Source organism: Pedobacter sandarakinus (assembly GCF_026240095.1).
GTDB lineage: Bacteria > Bacteroidota > Bacteroidia > Sphingobacteriales > Sphingobacteriaceae > Pedobacter > Pedobacter sandarakinus.
On sequence record NZ_JAPIVG010000003.1, the window covers coordinates 597,319 to 620,075 of the forward strand.

Here is a 22,757-nt window from a genome sequence, read left to right on the forward strand (position 1 = left end):
ATGAATAAAATGAACAAGAATGGTGAATAACTAATTCTAATGAACAAATCGAACAACAATTCGAACCATGTTGCTGCTTAAAATTGTAGGAGAATTACTCACCAATCCCTACAATATGAATTTGATTTTTACCTTGAAGCAACTAACCAAACGGTGGATCGCTCAGCTGTTCATTGTATTATCATTAACGTGTATATATTCAGTATCGTATGCACAAATTAAAAATTATGCTACTACCGCCACAATTAAAGCAGCTCAGGTAGATAATGCTAATAATGCCACGAGTGCCGCAAACAGTTTTGCTACTGTAAAATCCAGAGGTGGAACGTTAGGGCTAGGAAAATATAGCGGGGAACTCGAACTTAAATTTCCATCTGCATTGCCTGCCAATACAACATCATTTATCAGAATAGATTCTGATGCTGATTTATTAAACGTGCTGTTAGGTGGGAATCTGGGAAGCTTACTGGCAGATATACTCGGCAATGTTGTTTTAGGCGATCATGTTTTTGAGGTAGGGGCAAGGAGTGTGGCAGGTGCTACGTTACTTTCCGGATCTAGCGCTGGTGGCTTCAGTAACGCAAACCTTCGGCTGATAAAAGACGGTGCGGGGTTTTTCTATATTGCAATTACCCCAAACCAAGCATACGATAAGGTATATATTAAGGACATCACCAATGCGCTGGTTTTAGGGCCAACAAATGAAACTAGAGTATATAATGCTTTTTACTTCTCGGGTACTGATGCTTGTGCAAGTGGTTTTGCTACGAGTTTTAGTGGGAATGGCTTAACCGTCGATGCGTTGGGATTAGGCAAAGCTGGTGTTACCAACCCAGAACGGGCTATTGATGCAGATCCTAATAACTTCTCTGAAATTAGCCTCGGTGCCTTAGGCGTTGCAGGAGCAATTATGCAGGATATCTATTTCTCAACCTTGTCTACACCAGGAGATGAGTTTAGTGTTAGGCTGAGTATCAACCCAGCTTTAATTAATGCCGGGATATTGAACAATATTACGATTAGTGCCTACAGAGGAAGCACTGAAGTGTTCTCACAAAATCTGAATGCCTTGCTTTCGGTGGATTTACTGGGGCTGCTAAATTCTGGTAGGATTGCTAATGTACCCTTCAAACCAACATTACCATTCGACCGGGTTCGAATCACGCTGAATTCTCTTCTGAATGCAAGTTTAACACAGACTATTAATTTGTATAGCGTATTCAGCTCAGCTGCTCGTCCTACCTTTACTGCCCCAACAACCAGCACCGTAAATGTTTGTTACAATGCCTCGGCTACCTTATCTGCTACCACAACAGCGGAAAATGAATTGGTGTGGTATGATGTTGCCGAAGGAGGAACTGCACTGGCAAGCACGGCTTACAATGTCAGTTTCGTCACCCCATCCTTACAAACCAATAAAACTTTTTATGTAGCAGCACGCAAAATTGGCTGTACAGCAGAATCCATAAGGGTACCTATCGATGTTGTGGTTAACCCGGAAATCATTTTTTCCACCTCGGCTTTGAGCAATGCCAATACTGGTACAGCTTATAACAAACAAATTAGCCTTGCAACAGGTGGTAGTACAAATTTCACTTATGCGTTAACAGCTGGCAGCCAGTTGCCTGCTGGTTTGGTGCTATCTACCAGCGGTCAGATAGGTGGTATTCCCGCTACTCCCGGCGATTATAATTTTAGCGTAACTGCAACTGATAGTAGGAATTGCAACGCGGTAGCGACTTATAATCTGAAAGTTACCCCGGCGTTATCGTTACCAGCTGCAAGTCTTCCAAATGGAACGGTAGGATCAGCTTATCAGCCTCAGATTATCCCTACAGCAACAGGCGGATCAGGTTCATATACTTATGTTGCCACAAATCTTCCTCCAGGGTTATCGTTTGATGAAACAACAAGAGCCATTTCAGGTACGCCAACCCAAGTCGGTAATTATAACATAAATATCGTTGTTACGGATAGTGATGGGAATCAGGTATCGAATAATTACAATTTAGTAGTTAAAGATCCATTGGTTTTGGCTAGTGCCGTCTTAGCCGACGGAATAGTTGGCCAAGCGTATTTGCCACAAACTATACTTCCTGCAACAGGAGGAACCTTACCATATACTTATGCTGCAATAGATCTGCCTCCAGGTTTATCTTTTAATGCTAGCACAAGGGAAATATCAGGAACCCCAAGTTTAGCCGGTACATTTATTATACCGGTAACAGTTACAGATGGTGATGGAAAAACTGCAACTGTGAACTATACCATCAGGGTGCAAACGCCCTTATCATTACCTGGCCAAAATCTACCTGATGGAAATGTCAATGCAATTTATACTCCGCAAGCACTTCCTGCAGCTAGTGGTGGCATTGGTCCTTACACCTACATTGCAAGTAACTTACCTGCGGGTTTAGTTTTTGATGCAACCACAAGAGAAATAACAGGCACCCCAACCCAGTCTGGCAACTTTACAATCACACTAACCGCCAGGGATGCAGCCCTAAACACCATTAGCAATACTTACCAATTAAAAGTTATCGGTGCATTAAATTTACCTACAGCGATACTCCCAGATGGCCTAGTTGGGCAGGCATATCCACCTCAAACATTACCTGCGGTTTCTGGAGGTACTTCTCCATATAGTTATGTTGCCACAAATCTTCCCCCTGGATTAAGTTTCAATACCACAACCAGGGAAATCACAGGAACACCCACAGCGGGCGGCAATACCGTAATAACCTTAACTGCAACTGATGCAGCAGGTAACTCTGTAAGTACCAACTATAGTATTATGGTGAATGTAACTGCGCCAATAGTGGCAAACGCAACAATTTGTAGTGGTGCATCAGCTACGCTAACCGTAACTAACATCCAACCGGGCGTTACCTACAATTGGTATGGACCTACAGGTAATAGTGCGTTAGCAAGTAATAATAACGGAACTTTCATCACGCCAATCGTCAATGCAACCACCACTTTCTATGTAGAATCAGTTTCTGGCACTGCCACAAGCGGTAGAACCTCAGTTGTGGTTAGTGTTAATCCGGCACCGAATATGCCCGTTATACTTACAGCTAACCAAATAATTGGTGTTGGTCAGAATACTATTCTCGAAGCTTCTGCGAATGCTGGAGAAACAATCAATTGGTACGCAAATTCTACAGGAGGAACCAGGTTAGCTAGCGGACCAAATTTTACAACGCCTAATCTGAGTGCAACTACTACTTTTTATGCCGAAGCTGTAAGTGCAACGGGATGTTCAAGCCTTTCAAGATCTCCAGTTACGGTAACCGTTTTAAATGGTAGTGGCGCACCAGATTGCAACTATGCAAATAGTCAAAACAGCGGTATTTCCGGCATCTGTATTGGCTGCAGCATCTCGAATCCAACTAACCCTATCGATGCCGATTTAAATAATTTTTCGAGGATAAGTTTAGCGGTCGGCGTAGCTGCCCAAGGGTATCAGCGACTTATTTTCGCTTCGCCAGGTGTATCCAGTGATAGTATCCGTTTAGATTTAGCAATACCAACAGGTTTATTAGATTTGAGCGTTTTGAGCAGGGTTACCATTACAGTAATGAATGGGGCATCAGTGGTAAGTAGCTATCAACTGAATTCATCTCTAGTCAACCTCAAACTTTTAGGCGGAACTCGATTTAATGCAACTTTCGCAGCAGGCGGCATTTTTGATAGAGTAGAAGTTCGCTTTGCAGCCACTGCAGCTGCAGTTAACAGCCTGGATATTTATAGCGCAGCAAAGATATTTCCAAACCCAATAATTAACACCCCAAACACTTCCATTTGTGCAGGAAGTACCGCTTCCTTAAGTGCAACACCAAGTAGTGACACCAATTTAAGCTGGTATAGCACCCCTGTAGGTGGTACTGCTCTAGCTACCGGAAGCACATTTACAACGCCCGTGCTCAGTACAACGACAACTTTTTACCTAGAAGTTGGGAGAGCTGGCTGTGCCAATAGCGTTCGTTTGCCAATAACGGTTACTGTTACGCCAGTTTTGGCTGCCCCGGTTATTGCTCCGCAAGCAGCGATATGCCAGGGTAGTTCTGCCACATTATCTGTAACAAACGCGGATGCTGCTATTACCTACCAATGGTTTGATTCAGCAACTGATGGTCAGATTGTGTTCACGGGTGCATCGTTTCCAACCCCAAGTTTGCAAAGTAGCAAAACCTACTTTGTTCAAGCTTCGCAGAATGGTTGCACCAGCGCAACGAGAACATCCGTTACGGTTGTGGTGAATAGTCGGCCACAAGCACCTCAGGTTCAAGTTTCTTCGTCAACTGTGAGTCCTGGTCAGACCGCCGTCCTCACCGCAACCTCAACAGAACCCAATGTGGGTTTCAACTGGTTTGATAGTCCGACAGCTACGAACCCTATTTTCTCAGGCGGAACTTTTATCACACCGCCTCTTAATGCAACAACATCTTATTTTGTAGAAAGCGTTAACACGACCACTTCCTGCACTTCTGCATCGCGGATTCAGGTTACCATTACGGTAGACGGAAATGGTGTAATCCAGCCAATACCTTGTGAGGCCGCATCAGCGCAAACAAACGGAAAGACGGGCCTATTAACCGTTTTTGCAGGTGTATCTAATCCAAACCTTGCAGTAGATAATGATGCTCAAACGGGTTCTACCTTATTTATCCCCGTTGGATTGGCTGCCTCTGTATACCAGCGCCTGGCTTTTGCCGATGCTTCTAGTGTTGGAGACACCGTGAAGATTTTAGTCAATTCACCTGGCCGCATTTTGTCTGCATCGGTTTTGGGGAATTTGCAAATCGCCACTTACAATGCTGGTTCAGCAAATAACGACGCCGTTTTTGCCAACAATGCGGCAGTTAGGGTAGAGTTACTTGGAGGTAACGCACAGGCGCTAATAACTATCATTCCAACATCTACATTTAATGAAGTAGAGATTAGGTTGAATTCTGGCTTGGTAGGTGCATTAACAGCGATTAATGTCAATTATGCACAACGTGCCATTGCGCAACCAATTGTTACACCATCTACCGTTACGGTATGCGCTAATCAACCTGCTGTATTAACAGTTCAAAACTTTAATGCGTCCTACACATACAAGTGGTACAGTGCCGATGGAACATTATTAACAACCAGCAATACTGCCACTTATACCACTCCCGCAATTATAACTGGTACCACTTACTTTGTAACAGTGAGCTCACCTTCAGGATGTGAAAGTGCAAAAACAGCAGTGAATGTGGGCACCAGTCCACTTCCTATTGCTCCCGAATTACGCTTTGCCAATGTAAATACCTGCACAGGAAGCAGTGCAGTTTTGGAGGTTCAAAATCCCATTGCCGGAAATGTGTATAAATGGTACGATGCTCAAGGCATTTACCAGGCGGGAAAAGATGGCGTAGTGTTTACCACCCCATTACTAACTGCAAACACTACTTACCAGGTTGTTGCTGAAAACAATTGCGGTACATCGGCACCAGCTACGGCTACAATTACCTTAGGAACAGCGGTTGATGCACCTATTGTTACGCCTGCGGCAGTTACCGTTTCTGCCGGCTCTCCAGCGGTGCTTATGGCTAGCTCCAGTGCCAGTGGGGCAGCTTTCAACTGGTATGCTTCGGCAAATGGGACAACACCTGTTTTTACAGGGCCAACTTTTGTAACACCTCCGCTAACCGCTAATACTACTTACTATGTCGAAGCAGTGGTTCCAGGTCCATGTCCTGCATCTGGCCGAACAAGTGTATTAATTACAGTTGTTCCTAATGGAAACCCGGTGTCAGCACCATGTGGAGCGGCAACAATAGCATTAGCTGATGGCGTAAGTGGCATAGCTTTATTCGCTGGTGTATCAAATCCAAATTTAGCAATAGACAATGACATACAAAGTGGTTCAACTTTAGTGATTCCTGTAGGTGCAGCAGGCGCTTCAGTGCTTCAGCGGGTAGGTTTCGATGGAGGATTATCTCATGTAGGAGATACCTTGCGAATTAAACTATCATCGCCTGCAAAGTTACTGTCGTTAGGATTGCTGCAAAACATAAGTTTAACCACCTTTAACGGATCTGTAAGCAATGCAGATTTAACAGCAGTAAATAATCCCTTAATTAAGCTGGAATTATTGAATGGTGGAAGTTCTGCAATTTTAAACTTAGTGCCTTCCAAAGCCTTTGATGGCGTAGAGCTAAGGTTGAATTCGGGATTACTCGGTGCGCTAACTTCCATAAATTTTGATTATGCCCAACGCATTATTCAAGCCCCAAATGTTGTTAACTCAAGCCTAAGCGTTTGTCAGGGTGCAGGCGCCACATTAAGTGTTTCCAACCCTCAAGCTGGTGTAACCTACAGGTGGTTTTTGGGAAATACATTTCAGGCTGAAGGTACTACATTTACTACACCTGCTACTTTGGTGGCTGGCACTTACACATATAATGTTAGGGCAAGCGCATTTGGATGCGAGAGTGTCCCTACCGTGGTGACTGTGATAGTTAGCGCACCTCCTGCTCCTCCAATACCGGTAAGTGGTAACCCAACAGGAGCATGTATTGGCAGTTCAGCAACTCTAGGTGTACAAGCTGTAGCGGGTGTAACATACAATTGGTATGATGCGGCTGGGAATGTGTTGGTATTAAACAGTGCCACCTTTAACACGCCGATTTTCGATACTGCAGGTACCTTTGATTTTTTCGTAGAGGCCATAAATGGAAACGGCTGCCCAAGTGCTAGTCGCACTACAATTTCAATAAATGTTAATCCTTTGGCTATTCCATCAGATTTTAACGTTAACGGGAACCTCACCATTTGTGGCGCATCTTCTACCACGCTAACAGCTTCTTCGTCTACTGTAATTAATCCGGTATTTTCATGGTATCGCAATGCGGATTTAACTGATTTAGCTTTTACAGGCAGCACGTTCACCACGCCTACGCTAACTTCAAATACCACTTACTATGTCACAGTTAAAGGAGACAATGTATGTGAAAGCCTTGCGGCAAATGCTAAGGTGGTACTTATTACAATAAAAATTCCTGCTGTGTCGGCCGATATTAGTGTTTCTGGCTTAGCAGCAATATGTGCGGGGAACACGGCTAACTTAACGGCTAGTTCTTCTGTCGTTACCAATCCTGTGTTTACCTGGTATAGAAACCAAGCGCTGACTGACGTAGCCTTCACCGGTGCTACATTTACAACCCCACCACTAACCGTTAATACCACGTATTATTTAACTGTAAAAGGCGATAACAGATGCGAAAATGCTGTTGGCGATGCCTTGGTAATCAATATTAATGTAAATCGCAATGCAATAGCTTCAGATATAGCATTAAGTGGCATTACGGAAATTTGTAATGGTAGCAATACTGTCCTTTCTGCAAGTTCAACCACCGTTATTAATCCCATTTTCACCTGGTATAGTGATGCTGCCTTAACCACCGTGGTATTTAACGGGAGCGTTTTCACCACTCCTGCACTTAATCAATCAACCACATATTTTGTAACTGTAAGCGGCAGCAACGCTTGTGCGAACCTACCTAATAATGCTGCCGCAATATCTGTTAAGGTTAAAGATTATGCTTTGGCTTCAGATATTACAGCAACAGATGCGGTAATTTGCGCAGGAAGTCAGGCGACATTAAGTGCATCTACCTCGAGCGTAACAGACCCTATATTTACCTGGTATAGTGATTCATCATTAACCATTGTTGCCCATGTGGGTTCAACGTTTATTGCTCCTGCTTTGGCGACTACCACCAAATATTTTGTAACAGTAAAAGGGAGCAACAGATGTGAAAATTTATCGGCCAATGCCAAGGTAGTAACTGTGCAGGTTAATGCGCTAGCCGGCATGGCAGACCTTAATGTTTCGGGTGTTGGAGCGATATGTTCAGGATCAGTAGCTCAACTAACAGCATCAAGTAGGAGCGTAAGCAATCCAATCTTTAGCTGGTATGCCGACTCAGCTTTAACAAACCTAATTTTTGTTGGTCCATCATTTACCAGCCCTCCATTATTCCTGAATACAATATTCTATGTAACGGTAAAAGGAGATAACCTTTGTGAAAATGACCCTGCAACCGCTAAGGCAGTTGAGGTAATTGTCTCACCTGCTGCCAGCGCTGCCGATGTTACGGTCGCCAATGATACGATTTGTCAAGGAAGCAGCGCCACTTTACAGGCTAGCACCACAACTGTTACCAATCCGGTATTTACCTGGTATAGCGATGCTGCTTTAACAACTGTGACTTTTGTTGGGCCAACTTTCATTACCCCAAACCTTAATACCAATACAACCTATTATGTCACGGTAAAAGGCAGCAACACATGTGAGAGCACACCTCAAACGGCAAAAGTTGTTACTGTTACTATCAATCCGGGCTCGCAACAGGCAGATTTGGATCTATCAGTTCCTGCAATTATTTGCGGCAATGGTACTGCAACTATCATTGCCAGCAGTGGTACGGTAATAAATCCGGTATTTACCTGGTATAGCGATGCATCGTTAACTTCAGTCGTATTCATAGGTTCAAACTTCACTACACCAAATTTATCGAACACTACCACATATTATGTTACGGTAAAAGGAGATAATAAATGTGAGAACACGCCTGGCAATGCTAAATCAGTCACAGTTGTGGTGAAGCAGATAGCTACCGCCGGCGATATCGTTACTAGTGGAAATACTGCAATATGTGCTAATGGTTCAACGTCTCTTACAGCTACAAGTAACTCAACAATAAATCCGGTTTATACGTGGTATAGCAACGCGGCGCTAACTGATGTCGTTTTTGTAGGATCGACGTTTGCGACGCCTAACTTAACCGCAACTACCACATATTACGTAACAGTTAAGGGAGATAATAAGTGCGAGAATACCCCGGCTACAGCCAAATCTATTACGGTTACGGTTGGCATCCAGCCAGCCAATCCAATCATTGCAGGCGCAGGTCAAAACATTTGCGCAGGACAAACGGCCACCTTCAGCATCACTAATCCGGCGGATGGCGTGAAATACGAATGGTATGTATCGCCAGATAGTGGCACACCTGTATTTGTAGGCCCAGTTTTTACCACTCCTACATTGAATGCGAACACAACGTACTATGTTCAGGCAGTTGGATCTGGAGGCTGCACCAACGCTGGTGGAAGAGTCGCCGTTCAGATAACAGTTACATCGCCACCTGCAGCACCAACAGTCTCCTCAAACAATATGGACGTTTGTGTGGGCAGCACTGCTGTGCTCATGATTGTGAATCCTGCTGCAGGAATTCAATATAACTGGTACACCAGTGCGGTTGGCGGTACACCTATTGGCAACGGGGTCACTTTCACAACTGGTGTCATTTCATCAAATATCACCTATTATGCAGAGGCCGTTTCCGTAGGTTGTCAATCAGGATCGAGAACGCAGGTAGCAATAAATGCTCTGCCATTGCCAATGGCGCCAGTTTCAGTTACTGCGGTACCTAATCCAATTTGTGCAGGAAGTACGACCATTATCACGGTAAATAATCCTGATCCTAAGCTTAGCTACAAGTGGTATACCACTAGTACAGGTGGTTTATCTTTGGCTGAAGGAAGTACATTTACCACGCCTGTTTTAACAAGTACTACAATATTTTATGTAGAAAGCATTTCTATATTGGGAGGTTGTACTAGCAATAGTCGAACGGCAATAACGGCAAATGTTCTTCCAGTACTTACAGCTCCCAGGGTGGTTATTGATAATGTAAGCGCAAACGCAGTAACATTTAGTTGGAGTTCCGTATCGGGAAGTACCGGATTTGAAGTTTCTGTTAATAATGGAACCACATGGATGGTTGCCAATGGATTGAATTCCCATACCATCTTAGGTTTGAAGCCAGGCGAAAGCATAACCATCGTGGTGAGAGCTATCGGCGCATTACCTTGTCAAACAAGCACTAACTCCATGTCGGTAACTGGAACTGCCAGTAACCCTTTTATGAACGATTTATTTATACCTAATACGTTTACGCCAAATGGCGATGGTAAAAATGACATTTTTCTCGCCTATGGAAATACGGTTTCCCGAATAAAAATGAGTGTCTATAACCAGTGGGGAGAATATTTATTCGAATCTAACTCGTTAACCACAGGCTGGGATGGTGTATACAAGGGAAACATGCAACCTAGTGGGGTTTACGTGTATTATGTCGATGTAACTTTTAATGATGGAACCACCAAGTTTTTCAAAGGAACAATTACCCTACTGAGATAAGATGAAACCTAAAATGAAAAAAATGAAATACTTTAAAATATTGGCTGCGGTACTAATTGTGATAATTAATACGAGCCCTTCGAAAGCGCAGATCGATCCACATTTTTCACAGTATTACGCTAATCCCCTTTGGCTAAACCCGGCGTTAACTGGTGTTACTGATGGCGAGTATAGGATAAATATCAATGCAAAACAGCAATGGAGTAATTTGAACAGTGGTTATCTTACCGCCGGAGCGTCGATTGATCAGGCTCCGGCGAAAAATCTCGCCCTTGGCGCAATGATTCTTAACCAGACCGCTGGTTCAATAAATTACAATCAACTCAGCGCACTAGTGTCTGCGGCCTACCGCATCAGACTTGGTAGAAGAGGAGAGCAAGTGATAAATTTCGGGATGCAGGCAGGCATTCTAAACAAAAGTTTTGATGCTTCAAAAATAACATTAGGAAGCCAGTATAATCCAAATCAAGGCTACGATCCCGGTTTAGGGATGAACGACAATATCAATTCCGAAAGCTACCTGGCTCCAGATATCAACGTAGGGATTATGTTTTTTGATGGAAGTGGAAATACGAACGTAAATGTTTTCGCCGGGGCGAGCGTAGCGCATTTAACCACCCCGAAAGACCGTTTTGCCGGGCAAGATGGCCGGTTGCCAATGCGCTTCACTGGGCATGGAGGGGCTCGTTTTAAAGTGAATTACACGCTTGACATTGTGCCAAATTTCATCTACCTAAGACAGGGAGACGCTCAAGAAGTGGCTGCTGGCGCTTATGCACAAATGATGTTAAACACCGAGTCTGATTTGCTTATCGGATCTAATTACAGGGTTAAAGATTCTGCTATCGCCTTTTTAGGAATTCACCACCGAAGCATGGTATTCGGTTTAAGCTACGATTTCAATACCTCCTCACTTAATAGAGCTACGAGCAGCCGGGGTGGACTGGAGTTATCTATCTCATTCACCAGTAGGAAAGGCATCATTGGTCCAAACTTTTTCTGTCCCAGACTTTAATACACTAGCAACATGAAGGCAATAAAGATTTTGATTACACTATGCATATTCTGTTTTTCGGTAAACGCACAGATGGTAAAAGACAATAGGAGGGTTGCAGATGTTTATTTCCAAAATAAGGAATACTATGCCGCTGCAGCTTACTATAAAAAAGCGCTGTCTATATCAGCAGATAGTGCAGGATTTATAGTTCCTTACGGTTTCGAAAAAAAGATTAAAGAAAGCACTGACAATAAAAAAACAGACTACGATTATTTGGTATTCCAACTTGCTACGTCGTTGCGCCTATATAAGAACTTTCAAGATGCTGAAAAATGGTATCTCATCGCTACTAATTTTAGCAATCCGAAATATGAATTAAGTTCCTATTGGTATGCCGAATGCCTCAGGTCGAATTTTAAATTTGATGAAGCCATTGCAGCTTTTCAAGCGTTTATATCTAAGCATCAGGCGAAAGACGAATATGGCGTTAATGCATCCAACCACATCGAATCTTGTAAATTCGCATTGCAAGAAATTAAGTATCCACGACTATTTAAACTTCGCAAGCTCCCATCAGATATCAATATGGCAGGTTCCAATTACGCCGCCACCGTGGGCAAAAAGCAATTATATTTTACTTCTTCTAGGCCTGTAGGTAATAGTAATAAAAATGAGATTCTTACGGGTAACAATGGCAGTTCTACAGTGGTAAAAAAAGAATCACCTTACCTCAATGCGATCTATACAACTGATATAGATTCTGCTGAAAGGCCCTCGGTTCGCCAGGTAGAACTGCTTAGCAACAAAATGGAAGCTGCAGCTCCGAGCTTTCATCCTAATGGTAGTTTTATGTATTTCACCGCCTGGAATAATGACAAAAACAGACGCATCTACCTGTCTGCAAGAAGTGGCGACAATACTTGGTCAGAGCCAGTTTTATTAGGTAGTGAGATTAATGTGCCAGGTTTTAATTCTATGCAACCATCAATTAGCAATGGCGGGAAATACCTGCTGTTTTCCTCAGACAGACCTGGTGGAAGTGGTAAATACGACTTATGGTACGCACCACTGAGACCCGACGGCTCTACAGGAAATGCTGTAAATATGGGCAATATGATTAACTCTAAAGCAGACGAGGAGGCGCCGTACTATAATCCAGTAACTAAAAGACTCATTTTCAGCTCAAACGGTCGGATTGGAATGGGTGGCTTTGACTTCTATCAAAGCAATGGTGATTTTAAAAACTGGACTTCACCTACAAATTTGGGATATCCCTTCAACTCGCCAAAAGACGATTTATATTTTACTCCTTCCGAGAGGAGCGATGACGATGGATATGTAAGTTCAGATCGGGAATCGGTATGTTGCCTGGAATTGTTTCATATAAGAAGAGAGGTAATTTTATTCAAAGGAAAGTTAATTGATTGTAAAACACTTACGGGCGTTGCTGGTGCCAAAGTAACCCTCACGGGGAAAGACTTAGTATCTTCAACAGCCGTTACTGATGTAGATGGAAACTACAGTTTTGAAATAGCTTCCAATCGGGGTTTTCATATTAATGTTACTCAACAGGCTTATTTTGCAAAAAATGTAGATTATACGGTAGATCAGCTGGTTGCTGTAGACACGCTGGATGGCGAAATCTGTATAGATAGGATTCCAGACAAGCCTATCGTTTTGAAGAATATTCTCTACGAATTTGATAGTGACCAGCTAACGGAAGCATCAAAAATGAATTTAGAACATCTATACAACCTCATGGTAGAGAATGAGAATATCGAGATTGAGTTGAGTGCCCACACAGATAATATCGGCAATGCGGCTTACAATCTCGATCTTTCAAACAGGCGAGCAAAATCTTGTGTTGATTATTTAATTGGTAGGGGCATACCTGCAAACAGAATGACTAGCAGGGGATATGGATATACAATGCCCGTTGCGCCTAACAACTTTGCAGATGGCAAGGATAACCCGGCAGGAAGAGCTCTCAACAGAAGAACTGAGTTTAAGGTAACGAAAAAATAAATCCTAAATTGGCTCAGGTACAGTATTAAACTTGAGCCAATTCTAAAATGCGTTTGAGGGAATTTCTTTTTGGGTTAATAACTCGCTTCTAACTAAACGATATTCTGCTGCTTTTGCATGGTCATTCAGTTTTTCATAAGATGCAATAAGCACGTTATATGCTGCCAGTTCATGCACTGTTAGGTTATTAGCCTGGTGGATTTTTAAAAACTCTTCAGCATATAAAATGGCATTTTCATAGTCTAACTTGTTTTTACACTGCTCTGAGTTTAGACATAATAACAGGGAGCGTGCGTAAGAAGGCGCATGAAAATGGCTTGGGTCTTCTACCAGATGAGTTAGCTTAAGCTCTAATTCGTCGGTATGCGTTCCAGGATTTATACGGGCGTGGGCCAGCGTAGAAAAGCTTAGAAGGTAGAGGTATATTGGGTTTTTTGTTGATGATAGTCGCTTATGTTTATAAAGAATTGCATTTACAATCTTAATCGTTTCTGCTTGACTTCCGTATAGAAAATTAATCGCTAACATGAATAGATAGCTTAACGTTTCCGTGGCATCGGGAGGCAAATCTGTAGGAACAATATTGGCTAAGATCTTAAAATTCTCAATGATTTCTAAAGGTCTATTGCTTTTAACCTCAGCGTTCCACAGTTTACCATAAATTAAGCTAAGTGCCTCGCATGGGTTTAAGAGCCAATTTTTTCCTTCTTCTTCTATGGCTTCAATCTGCTCTAATCTCACTTCTATTTTGTTTTTATCCAAACTAATGCAGTTTAGCAATGAAAGGGTTGCCTGATAGATTAATTTAGTCCTTTTACTCTCTGCAACTTCAATCAGGCAAGAAATCGCTTCGTTGTAAGAGGTGTCAACAAAATCAAAGTTTATTAAATGCTTGATTAGCGTTTGATGGAATTTTTGACTTTCAATTTCGCGGATTAAATTATCATCAACTTTTGACCTGTATGTTAGATTCTCAGCAATAAAGTAAAGCAGATAATTCTTTTCGAAACTCGTAAGCTCAAGGTTCAGCATAACATTAAGTGCTTTAAACTTATATAGCCTCACCAGCAATCTTGCTGCCCACTGCAGCATCTGAAATCTCGACTGGTTTCCAAAATATTGCTTGTTAATGGTATTGAAAAAATGTTCGTCGAGCTGATGATTAAATAAATCATAGAGTTCTATGAATTGAAAATACTCGAAAACATGGGGTTGAACGAACCTTACGTACTCCTTTGGTAAGTCATTTTCAACCTGTTTTTCTTCCATAATAATGCCGTCTGCCAACAATTCGGCATAGGCGTTTTTAAATACCGGAAAATCCTTTATCAGTTCTGTTTTGGCTACTTTTAAGGTCTGGCGGCCATAGTCAGTCATTAATATTATCTTTTTACAAAACAAGATTTTCTCAGTTGCATAAGTAGAGTTGTAAACCTTTTCATTTATAAATTTTGCTATAATCTCATAATAAATGATGTTTGTAAAGGCGTCAAAATCTGGATATTCTTCACGAAGTTGGTAATACCATTGAATATGATAAGGGAATTTTAATTGCTGTTTCAGGTGAGGGCTAATTGTCTGATCATTTGCGGGATTGATTTTTCTAACAATATCCTCAATCTCGTTGTTGCTTAGCGGCGGAACGTTGGTTGCTATACTCGCCTGGTAGAAGCTGCCTGGAAACCATTTATTTCTAAGGAAGTGTGCATAGCGTATTTTTTCATAAAAACGACTCCATGTAGTAGACCTCATGTTTATGATGAGTTTAACACTTTCGCTATGTTCAATAGTACTTATAAAATCAACAATCCTGATAAAAATTTTTGGCTTTAATTGCCTATTAAGTATTAAATCCGAAACCCCATCAACTACGAGGAAAAATTTTACTTTACGTTTTTTAAATATGTCATCAAAAAAATCAATCAGGTTTGTGTTTAATGGTAAACCTAATTTCGTTTTAATGCGATCTTCCAAAGACAAATCTTCCATGTCTTCATTAAAAATATGATCAGCACTGATAAATAATACGATGTCTTTACTAAATTCAGCCCGTTCTTCTAAAAACATGTTTTGGATAAGGTGAAGTAGCAAAATGCTTTTTCCGTAGCCTGGAGGTGATATAAATGATGTAAAACTATAAGAACATTCCCTAAATATGCGCAGGTCTCGCTCTGCAAAATTGCGTTTTATGGTTAATTCAAATGGCACCGTGCAGCGGTTGCGAATGTACAGTATTGTAGCTCTTGTAACCCTTAGTGCATGATACCTTATCTGATCCAGATCTGCTTGATTTCCGTTATCTAAGTATTCCTTTCGATCTTGATGATTCGTTTGGCCTGTTTGCCCAACGTATTCCATTAACGTATTAATGGTGAACTGTGAAAATTGATGCGATACATTTGCGAAGCCAAAGAATCGTTTAAGCGTAGTCTCAGATATGTTCTTTTTTAAAGCGGTTTGGATATTAGCCGTTATCAAACTACAGTCTGACGGGCTAATGTTCTTGATGTTATTTTTTTCCAGAATTCGGCGCCTTAATTCGGCAAAGTGGCTAGAATAATGCATGAGACTGTGAGAGTTAATACAAGCAAGGTAATCAATATTGCCAATATTGAAAATACGTAATTATAGACAGGACCGTTTGGCTTATCAATAATAATCACATTTTCAAACGCTTAAATTGGTTTAAAATGGAACAATCATATTTTTTGTAACACAAATGTTATGATAAAGCCGTTCGAGTCCATGCTTTGAATGTATCATATAATATTAAAATTGTAGTTATAATCTTACATAGGTTCATACTCAAATTGTTTTGGATTTATCAAGATGCAATTGTTTAAGATTGCACTGAATAATTCGAGCATACGCTAGATGACGAGCGCAGTCTTATTTAATTCTTTTGGCAAATGAAAGAAAATCTCATCCCTTTTTACGCTATCTTTAAAATGCAAGAAAAACGTTTTATATGTCGAGACTCATTACCATTTGCCTTTCATGTTATTTCTTAATTATGACTGCCAAAGGTCAAATTAAATGGCCAGCAGATCAGTTGCTACCTTCATTTCAAACACCAGCCCAAGTGCAGGATTTTATTGTCCTCAGGCAAAGATCTGCCTACGCAGCTGCAGAAATGTACCTTTTTGCTTCACTCAAGGGTACGGTTAACCGAAGCAAGCCACGTATTTTTTCTTATGAAGGTGATGCAAACGGAGAGGGACCATATACCTGGCTACAATCACTTGGACTGAATTGGCAGGAACCGATAGACAAATGGGATTTAATTACCAAGTATCGTAATGAAATAGCAGGTTTAATTGTCTATGATACTGCACAAAGCCATACCATTAATTTAGCCACCATGCTTGCGAAAAGCAAGAATGCTTTAATTGTATCTCCAATATTACTGGAAAAGCTAACCGCCCCACCTTACAATTTTAAAATATTGACTGATTTAAGGGGAAAATTCGACAGTAAGTTAGCCGTCTATCAATCGATGTATAATGATTATTGGCCTAACCTCGACCATCGCCTGCTTATTGGTCTTCATCCTGACCGACAAAAGGCAGCTTTGCGAGAATACGCTGTAGCAGTTGGCGCAGCAGTAATCTGGCTCGATCCTAAAGTTGATGGCGAAAGCCAACTCCTTGATAAATTTCTTTCGACGATGTCTGCTGGTGGGAAATTTATGGGCTGGTGGCCGCAAGAAGCCCCAGGCGTAGAAAGGGCTTCAAAATATGGCATAGCAACCATTGCAAGTGACTGGTCTTCTAATCTCACACTGCATAGCGGAACATCACGAAAGATAACCATAAAGCCAAGTCCGCCTAAGCCAAAACTTGAGAATAAAATTTATGTGGCATTTATTTTAAGTGATGGCGATAACCTGCAGTTTACCGAACATTTGATGCGTAAACTATGGCAGAACCCTGATCGTGGGGCCGTACCAATGGGCTGGACGGTCTCACCTGCAATGCTCGATGCCATGCCAGGCGCCCTCAACTTTTATTGGAATACAGCAAGCGATAATGATAACCTTATTTCTGGCCCTTCTGGTTATGGCTATACCTATCCTAATACCTGGAAAGATGAGAACTTGCTAAAGAAATTCGTTGCAAAAACGGAAGATTACAATCAGCGGCCGGGCTTAAGGGTGATAACCATTTGGAACACCATCACAGGTGGCATTAATGCTAATGTAGGAAAAGTATATGCTCGTGAGGCTAAATCGTTACTGGGCTTAACGGCTCAAAATACTGGAGGTGGTCTAAGCATTTACGATAACAGCTTGCCAGGAATGGCACTAAGCTGTAATTATTGCACATCTGAAAAGGCAATGAATGATCATATTGCCCGGGCTTCTGCAGGTTGGGATAGAAACTCCTCACGTTTTATTATAATACAAGCACAGCCTTGGACAGGCATTTCGCCAACAAGTTTTAAAAATGTAGCCAATAGCTTAGGTGAGGAATATATTGTGGTTAGACCAGATCATATTTTTCAATTAATTAGGGAGAAAAATGGCCTTCCGATAAATCCTGGATAACAAATTTTTAGGTTCGAGAGACGCGTTTATGATGGCGGACACATTCTTCTGCCAAAAATCTTTTATGTCAATATCGCAAAGAAGCATGTTTTAAGGTATGGAGATTCCCCGAACATGTTCGCGGTGCATTTTGCCCCATTCGCTCAGTTCACCCAATATCGTTTTCAAGGTATGGCTGTAGGCTGTGGCCTCGTAACGAATGTTAACAGGGGTAGAACTATACACCTTCCGTTCTATGAGGAAATTGATTTCCAGGTCTTTCAACTCACTTGCTAAAACCTTCGGAGATATTCCCATCATTTCTTTCTGAATCTGATTAAAACGCTTTGGTCCGTGCATCAGACATAGTACCAATGGCAGTTTCCATTTTCCATTTAAAACATACATTGCATCAAATACATGTTTAAGCGATGTAGCACATTGCTGGCTGCTTGGGAAGGACGTAACATCTAGAGTTTCCATGGCACAAATATACTTACTTTCCTAAAAGTAAGCACTTTCCTTTTGGTAAGTACGGGTTCGGTTAGCGATGATCAAGATACCTTTGTAGGCAAAAGAAAATAATTAAGTGATGAAACGAATCCTTTATTTAAAGTCGAGTCTGTTTGGTGAGCACTCGTATAGCAGTAAGTTGGGCGATGCCATTGTGGATCGCATTTTGGCTAAGTATCCGGAAAGTACGGTAGCGGAACTAGATTTAGTAGCCACAAACTTGCCGCACCTTAGTCCGACGGTATTAGCCACTTTTTTTGCCGCTCCTCCAGACCTAAGTTCTGAGCAACAAGATCTCCGTAAGAGATCTGATGAGTTGGTGGGACAATTGATGGAATGCGATATCTTAGTGGTAGGCGCTCCTCTAATTAACTTTACGATTCCAAGTTATTTGAAATCCTGGATTGACCATGTTACCCGTGCAGGGATTACTTTTGGTTATGGTGAGAACGGCTACCCGATGGGATTGGTAACCGGCAAGAAGGTGTACGTTGCCATGGCCTCCGGAGGAATTTATTCGGAAGGACCGGGTAAAGAAAATGATTTTGTTGCACCGTATTTAACCACTGTGCTTGGTTTTTTGGGGATGCGTGATTTAACGATATACCGTGCGGAGGGTGTAAAGGTGCCAGGAATTAAGGAAACGGTAATGCAAACAGCCATTGAATCTATCGCTCTTGATTGATGCAAGTTTAACCTATTGATGGATTTTTCTTAAACTAAAATGCACCCTACAGCTTTTTGCTGTAGGGTAATTAAAAATTTTCAAACTCTTTGAGGCGTTTGCTGTCGGTTTATTTTCATCAACAAATTGGTAGATTATTAGGCTATGCCAAATTGTTCCTTCAAGAACTGTTCTACGCGAATAGGCATCCATGATGTACTTGCGCTTAACGGAAAAGCAGAATGTCCGCCTCGTGTAGGCGTGTCAAGAAAAATGTGTTCACTATTCCTGGCTAAATCAATTGGGTAAGAGCTTGGCGACAGAAAAGGGTCGTTCTTGGCATTTACAACTAGCGTTGGTATCTTAATCTGGGTTAAAGCTTGTAAACAGCTACCTGCTGCATATAACTCATCAAGAGAGTTAAAACCTGAAAACGGGGCAGTAAAATTTGCACTGAAATCTTGTATGGAAGTAATACGGTTTAACCTTTCAATGTCGAAAATACCAGGATGATTGCGCTCCATCTTTCGGACCTTATTTTTTAACTTATCAAGGAACTTGCGCAAATAAATACGATTTGTATATCGATCTATTTGTTTCTCAGACTCACATAAATCACAAGGCACAGAGAAGGTGGCAATTCCCATCAGGTTCTCTGGTGTTCGATGTCTTCCAACAAAGTTTAATAACATGTTTCCGCCCAACGAAAACCCAACCAAAAACAATTTTTGATATTTGGAAGCATACTCTTTTACTGCGGCATCTATGTCGGCTGTTGCCCCGCCATGATAAAGAACGGGTAAGCGGTTCATCTCTCTGCCGCAGCTGCGGGCGTGTATTGCTAAAATATCCCAGCCTAACACACTAAAATGTTGGGCCATTTGTTGCACATAATGGCTTCTTGAATTTCCTTCAAGCCCATGGCAAACAACCATCAATCGATTATTGCCATTGCGTATCCAATCTAGCTCCAGGAAATCGCCATCAGGTAATTCCATTTTTTCCGTTCGATAAAGTGAATTATCTCTTTTTACACCAAAAACGGGTGCTATGGTTTGGAGGTGACCATTAAAAAGATAAAGGGGTGGGCGGTATTTCGATTGCAAAACAGGCATATATTATTAACAGGTGTGTTCAGTAAGGTGAAAAAATGGTTTTAATAAATGGATAATTGCCGGTATTGAAGGCTAATGATATCGCTGATGCATATTTTGGTTTGTCTCTCTTACAATCGGTAGCTGAAGATATTTCAAAGATGTTATCCACTTAAACCTCTACCTCAGTCAAAAATTATTCAGAAATAAAGGTAAGTAAAAATAATATTTGCAACATAATTTGTTCGAATTTCCAATGTAGAGCCTCATGAGCGTGGTCTTTTTTTCGCCCAAATAATTACCTTTGCCCGTTGAACGTTAGAAGGTAATAAAACATAAATATCGTTGCTATAATTGAACTGATGATTAAAGACAAACCGAATAGATTAATGAAGCTGTTCCTAAATGTTGCTTTGGAACCTTGGATCTTGCGCCATTATTCATCCATCAAGTTCATGAATGAAATAGCAGTAAAGCCAGATCAATCTTGTTTGATGTTGATGAATCATTATAGTTTTAACGATGGTTTCCTACTTAATAGAATATGCCGTTTGCTATTAAAAAAGCAATTGAAGGCAATGGTAATCGAATCGCAGATGAAGGCATTTCCGATATTAAAATATTTTGGATGTTTTTCTGTAAGTAAGAAGTCGAGAAGTATGATTGATTCCTTGAATTATGCCGCCGAGTCACTTAAAGATCCCACTGTGATGTTAGGAATCTATCCGCAAGGGGGTTTATATTCTATGCATCTTAATAAAATTCATTTTGTGCCTGGCTTGGCTTACATTTTTAAACATGCTAAAAACGTTCCTTTTCAGGTTTTTTTCGGTGTAACCCTGCTCGATTATTTAGAGAATTACAAGCCTGTTGCTAGGGTATATTTTACTTCCTACGAAGGAGAACGTGATTCTAACAAGATGGAAGAAGCGTACAATCTGTTTTATCAATCATGTAAACAACAAAATCAACGACTTTATCGCCCGCCAGAAAGCGTTGTTGATGCAGTTTAATTTGAATTGCTTTATTATCGTCTCATTGATATGTTTTATCATCTGGATAATACAAAGGGCGATATACAGCAAGGTGATCTGGGGGAGGTAGGCATAAAAAAACCCGGTTTATATCGCCGGGTTTTTTTAATTCGAATAATTAGTAGCCTGGGTTTTGTTTCAGATTCTCATTGATCTGATTATCAGGAATAGGATAGAGTAGGTTTTTCGCCTCACTTGCCGGCTTTTCTTGCCATGCACTTAACCACTTACCAAAACGAATAAGGTCAGTACGTCGGTGGCTTTCCCAGTAAAATTCACGACCAAGTTCATCAATCATTACATCTGGTGTAAGTGAAGTTAATGCAGCTGCACCTCTAACGGTTCTCACATTATTTACAATGGTTAGGGCAGCGGCAGCATTAGACGTGCGCATTAATGCTTCAGCCTTCATCAATAAAACATCTGCATAGCGGAAATAAACCCAATCATTATTAGGATTACCGATCTGTGCATAATCAATGGCATATTTATACACCCTAATTCCTGCAACTTCCAGGTGATTAACATCTTTTTCGATGATATTTACTTCTGGGGTGAAGGCCAGTGGATTTCCACGACGATCTTTTAAGGCCACTCCGTTTTGGCTAAACTGTTGTCCTACGTTAAAACCAATTTTTACACCCCCTACATTGGTCATACCAGCATAGCTAGTGCCACGTCTGATATCTGTTGAGGTAAACTTGGCATAAAAATCAGATAGGGTAGAAAAACCATTCCATCCACCAGGATTCATGTTGTAATGCGAAGGCGCATAAAAGAATGCATTTAAGCCACTGCCTTCACCACCACCGATGTTGTGTCCTGTAAAAATATTTTCTGTTGAAATATTTTCGTTGTTTGGTGCGAAGTTATCGAAGTAATTGGTTGCTAGTGAATACTTACCTGTAGCGATAATTTCATCTGCCAAAGCAATTACTTTAGTCATATCAGCAGCATCAAAGGCAGGCGTAGTTCTGTTAGCGAAGGTACCTTTATTGAGATAACATTTCATCAATAACACTTTTGCCGCTTCTTTAGTAGCAATGTAAGGCTTAGCACCTGCAGCGGTTGCACTTTGCAATGTAGGTATAATGGCATTGAGCTCACTAATCACGAAATCGGTAGCTTCGGCAGCAGACCTTACTTTCGCCGGTTGAGTTAGGTTCTCTCCAGGTTCACGATAGGGGGCCTGTCCAAACAAATCAATAATGGAGAATGTAGCTAAAGCCCTAACAAACCGGGCTTCGGCAGCCTGTTGAGGGGTAGGGTTGTAACGCAGTAAATCGGTAGCAGCGAAGGTTGTGCCTGTTAAGTCTTTCAAAGTGCTGTAAATCCGCGAATGAAAAGAATTCCACTTATGAAGATGAAAAGCTCTCCAATCGCCACCGTCGTCCCAGTCGCCGCCACGGGTAGGGATAATTACCTCATCAGAAGCTACCTCCTGCAACGACCAAACGCCCCAAGGTGCTTCAAATGGATTTCTTAAAGACGTGTAAACGCCTTTCAACAACGTAGTTGGATCTGCAGCACCACTACTAATTTGCGATGAGGTTAATTCACTGTTTAAATTTTCATTTAGCTTAGTGCAAGAACCAAGCATTAAAAATGCAACCGGCAATACCAGCCATTTTTTTTGATTGAATATTTTCATAACTATTTAATTAA

The 22,757-nt window shown here is 41.4% G+C and carries 10 protein-coding genes; 6 read left to right on the forward strand and 4 right to left on the reverse strand.

Annotation, left to right across the window (positions count from 1 at the left end; all coding sequences use genetic code 11):
* The first annotated feature begins 67 nt into the window (after positions 1–67).
* The 3 genes from OQ268_RS11185 to OQ268_RS11195 are packed head-to-tail and all read left to right on the forward strand — an operon-like array spanning position 68 to position 13,262.
* Entirely contained in the window at positions 68–10,240 is a 10,173-nt protein-coding gene (locus OQ268_RS11185) for an Ig-like domain-containing protein (protein WP_265856218.1), read from the forward strand.
* A 22-nt stretch (positions 10,241–10,262) separates the two neighbouring features.
* Entirely contained in the window at positions 10,263–11,255 is a 993-nt protein-coding gene (locus OQ268_RS11190; RefSeq protein ID WP_265856219.1) for a PorP/SprF family type IX secretion system membrane protein, read from the forward strand.
* A 12-nt stretch (positions 11,256–11,267) separates the two neighbouring features.
* A complete protein-coding gene (locus tag OQ268_RS11195; RefSeq protein WP_265856220.1) occupies positions 11,268–13,262 on the forward strand; it encodes an OmpA family protein in 1,995 nt (664 codons plus the stop codon).
* 42 nt (positions 13,263–13,304) lie between these two features.
* On the opposite strand, the gene OQ268_RS11200 is transcribed toward OQ268_RS11195, so the two are convergent.
* On the reverse strand, positions 13,305–15,827 hold the full coding sequence (locus OQ268_RS11200; RefSeq protein ID WP_265856221.1) for a hypothetical protein: 2,523 nt from the start codon (positions 15,825–15,827) through the stop codon (positions 13,305–13,307).
* A 403-nt stretch (positions 15,828–16,230) separates the two neighbouring features.
* Here OQ268_RS11200 and OQ268_RS11205 point away from each other — a divergent pair, with 403 nt between their 5' ends.
* The gene (locus OQ268_RS11205) at positions 16,231–17,808 is read left to right on the forward strand and encodes a GxGYxYP domain-containing protein (RefSeq protein ID WP_265856222.1); all 1,578 of its coding nucleotides are present in this window, start codon (positions 16,231–16,233) and stop codon (positions 17,806–17,808) included.
* A 90-nt stretch (positions 17,809–17,898) separates the two neighbouring features.
* Here OQ268_RS11205 and OQ268_RS11210 read toward each other — a convergent pair whose 3' ends face one another.
* A complete protein-coding gene (locus OQ268_RS11210; RefSeq protein WP_265856223.1) occupies positions 17,899–18,270 on the reverse strand; it encodes a winged helix-turn-helix transcriptional regulator in 372 nt (123 codons plus the stop codon).
* A 109-nt stretch (positions 18,271–18,379) separates the two neighbouring features.
* On the opposite strand from OQ268_RS11210, the gene OQ268_RS11215 reads away from it, so the two are divergent.
* The gene (locus OQ268_RS11215) at positions 18,380–18,985 is read left to right on the forward strand and encodes an FMN-dependent NADH-azoreductase (RefSeq protein ID WP_265856224.1); all 606 of its coding nucleotides are present in this window, start codon (positions 18,380–18,382) and stop codon (positions 18,983–18,985) included.
* Positions 18,986–19,122: 137 nt separating this feature from the next.
* Here the strand turns inward: OQ268_RS11215 and OQ268_RS11220 are convergent, their stop codons facing one another.
* Positions 19,123–20,079 carry a YheT family hydrolase gene (locus OQ268_RS11220; protein ID WP_265856225.1) on the reverse strand — a complete coding sequence of 319 codons (957 nt, stop codon included), beginning with the start codon at positions 20,077–20,079 and terminating at the stop codon, positions 19,123–19,125.
* A 341-nt stretch (positions 20,080–20,420) separates the two neighbouring features.
* Here OQ268_RS11220 and OQ268_RS11225 point away from each other — a divergent pair, with 341 nt between their 5' ends.
* Positions 20,421–21,071 carry a 1-acyl-sn-glycerol-3-phosphate acyltransferase gene (locus tag OQ268_RS11225; RefSeq protein WP_265856226.1) on the forward strand — a complete coding sequence of 217 codons (651 nt, stop codon included), beginning with the start codon at positions 20,421–20,423 and terminating at the stop codon, positions 21,069–21,071.
* A 139-nt stretch (positions 21,072–21,210) separates the two neighbouring features.
* Here OQ268_RS11225 and OQ268_RS11230 read toward each other — a convergent pair whose 3' ends face one another.
* Positions 21,211–22,743 (reverse strand): RagB/SusD family nutrient uptake outer membrane protein, encoded by a 1,533-nt coding sequence (locus OQ268_RS11230; protein WP_265856227.1) that lies wholly within the window; start codon positions 22,741–22,743, stop codon positions 21,211–21,213.
* Positions 22,744–22,757: the final 14 nt, after the last annotated feature.